Genomic DNA, 2,322 nt, shown 5'->3' with positions numbered 1-2,322 from the left:
CGTCCTCGACGTGCTGAAGGCTGAAGGCTATATCCGCGATTACAGCCAGACCGACTTCGACAACGGCAAGTCCGAAATCGAGATCGAGCTGAAGTATTTCGACGGCGCGCCGGTCGTGCGCGAAATCGCCCGCGTCTCGAAGCCAGGCCGCCGCGTCTATGTTTCGGCCAAGTCGATTCCGCAGGTCGCCAACGGCCTCGGCATCGCCATCCTTTCGACACCGAAGGGCGTGATGGCCGACCATGAAGCACGTGAACAGAACGTCGGCGGTGAGATCCTCTGCCAGATCTTCTGATCTGGCAGTTGACCGCAAAGTGGAATCCGGTCTTCGGATCGTTCCCGAAGACAGAGACCTGAAACAAGAGAAGTGACGAGGACAACAAAATGTCTCGTATTGGAAAGAAACCCGTTTCGCTGCCGCAGGGCGTGACCGCGACCGTCAACGGCCAGACCGTGACGGCGAAGGGCCCCAAGGGTGAGCTGAAGTTCGTGGTGAACGACGAAGTGCTGGTCAAGATGGAAGGCAGCGAGATCGCTGTCCAGCCGCGCGACCAGACCAAGACCGCCCGCTCCAAGTGGGGCATGTCGCGCACGCAGATCGTCAACATCCTGCAGGGCGTCAAGGACGGTTTCGAGAAGAAGCTCGAGATCACCGGCGTCGGCTATCGCGCGGCACTTCAGGGCAAGAACCTGCAGCTGGCGCTTGGCTTCAGCCATGACGTCGTCTATGAGACGCCGGCCGGCATCACCATTACCGTGCCGAAGCCGACCGAAATCACCGTGGCCGGCATCGACAAGCAGCAAGTCGGCCAGGTTGCGGCCGAGATCCGCGAGTATCGCGGTCCCGAGCCCTACAAGGGCAAGGGCGTCCGCTATGCCGGCGAGAAGATCGTCCGCAAGGAAGGCAAGAAGAAGTAGCGGGCCTGGCCTCGGGAAGTTGAGGCCAAGCCAAAAAGTGTAACGCCGCGGGGAGCGGTCGCGGGAGGCGCTTTCGCCTACCGCATATGGCGGCCCCCGTTTTTTGAAGGCAAGGAAGACCATCATGGGTACCAAGGAATCCACGCAGCGCCGCGCGCAGCGCGTCCGTCGTCAGATCAAGAAGGTCGCCGGCGAGCGTCCGCGTCTGTCGGTCCACCGCACGTCGAAGAACATCTACGTGCAGGTCATCGACGACGCCAAGGGCCACACCATCGCTGCCGCTTCGACGCTCGAGAAGGACCTCAAGGGTTCGCTCAAGACCGGCGCCGACACCGCCGCCGCCGCCGCGATCGGCAAGCTGATCGCCGAGCGCGCCACCAAGGCCGGCGTCAAGGAAGTCGTTTTCGACCGCGGTGCCTACATCTATCACGGCCGCGTCAAGGCGCTCGCCGAGGCTGCCCGCGAAGGCGGCTTGAGCTTCTAAGCATAGTCCCGAAAAGTTGCAGACTTTTCGGATAGGGATTATGCGAAGGAATTGATTTCGCCCCCGGTGACCGTTTCCCGATTTATTCGGGGCGAGGCACCGGATCTTATCAGCAACCGTGCTTCCGGAAAAAAACAAGGAACAGGATATGGCACAGGAACGTAGGGATGGCGGCCGCGGCCGCGATCGTGAAGAACGCGATGACGGCATGGTGGACAAGCTCGTCCACATCAACCGCGTCGCCAAGGTCGTCAAGGGCGGCCGTCGCTTCGGTTTTGCAGCACTCGTCGTCGTCGGCGACCAGAAGGGCCGCGTCGGCTTTGGTCACGGCAAGGCGCGCGAAGTGCCGGAAGCCATCCGCAAGGCAACTGAATCGGCCAAGCGCGACATGATCTTCGTGCCGCTGCGCTCGGGCCGTACGCTGCATCACGACGTCGAAGGACGCTGGGGTGCTGGACGCGTGCTGCTGCGCGCCGCCAAGCAAGGTACCGGCATCATCGCCGGTGGCCCGATGCGCGCTGTCTTCGAGACGCTCGGCATGCATGACGTGGTCGCCAAGTCGATGGGTTCGTCGAACCCCTACAACATGGTTCGCGCCACCTTCGACGCGCTGAAGAGCCAGATGCATCCCAAGGATGTGGCTGCTGCTCGCGGCATCAAGTATTCGACCCTTCAGGCCCGCCGCGGCACCGCCGTTGCGGCTGAAGAATAGTCGATCTGACCAGGGATTTTGACCATGGCCAAGAAAGCAACCAAGACCATCACCGTTGAGCAGATTGGTTCGCCGATCCGCCGTCCGAAGGAGCAGCGCGCGACGCTGGTCGGCCTCGGCCTCAACAAGATGCACAAGCAGCGCACGCTGGAAGATACGCCCTCCGTGCGCGGCATGATCGCTGCCGTCCAGCATCTCGTCCGCGTCG

The 2,322-nt window shown here is 62.2% G+C and carries 5 protein-coding genes; all 5 read left to right on the top strand.

Annotated elements, in window-relative coordinates; translation table 11 throughout:
• A partial coding sequence (gene rpsH / locus EN893_RS29715) for a 30S ribosomal protein S8 (protein ID WP_128362012.1) occupies positions 1-295 on the top strand: 295 nt, incomplete at its 5' end.
• 89 nt (positions 296-384) lie between these two features.
• Complete coding sequence (gene rplF, locus EN893_RS29710) at positions 385-918, top strand: 50S ribosomal protein L6 (RefSeq protein WP_013895694.1); 534 nt, start codon at positions 385-387, stop codon at positions 916-918.
• A 124-nt stretch (positions 919-1,042) separates the two neighbouring features.
• Complete coding sequence (gene rplR, locus EN893_RS29705; RefSeq protein ID WP_027038735.1) at positions 1,043-1,402, top strand: 50S ribosomal protein L18; 360 nt, start codon at positions 1,043-1,045, stop codon at positions 1,400-1,402.
• Between the two features lie 148 nt (positions 1,403-1,550).
• Positions 1,551-2,114, top strand: coding sequence for a 30S ribosomal protein S5 (rpsE, locus tag EN893_RS29700; protein ID WP_006333394.1), 564 nt, complete (start codon positions 1,551-1,553; stop codon positions 2,112-2,114).
• A gap of 24 nt (positions 2,115-2,138) precedes the next feature.
• Positions 2,139-2,322, top strand: a 184-nt coding sequence (gene rpmD, locus EN893_RS29695) for a 50S ribosomal protein L30 (RefSeq protein WP_128362011.1), incomplete at its 3' end; no start/stop codon positions are given.

The organism is Mesorhizobium sp. M7A.F.Ca.CA.004.04.2.1 (assembly GCF_004022825.1).
Lineage (GTDB): Bacteria > Pseudomonadota > Alphaproteobacteria > Rhizobiales > Rhizobiaceae > Mesorhizobium.
This window is presented reverse-complemented; position numbering and strand designations above follow the sequence as displayed.

Excerpts from the sequence above, each read along its gene's own strand:
- rplF (WP_013895694.1), top strand. The coding sequence starts at position 385 with ATGTCTCGTATTGGAAAGAAACCCGTTTCGCTGCCGCAGGGCGTGACC.
- rplR (WP_027038735.1), top strand. The coding sequence starts at position 1,043 with ATGGGTACCAAGGAATCCACGCAGCGCCGCGCGCAGCGCGTCCGTCGT.
- rpsE (WP_006333394.1), top strand. The coding sequence starts at position 1,551 with ATGGCACAGGAACGTAGGGATGGCGGCCGCGGCCGCGATCGTGAAGAA.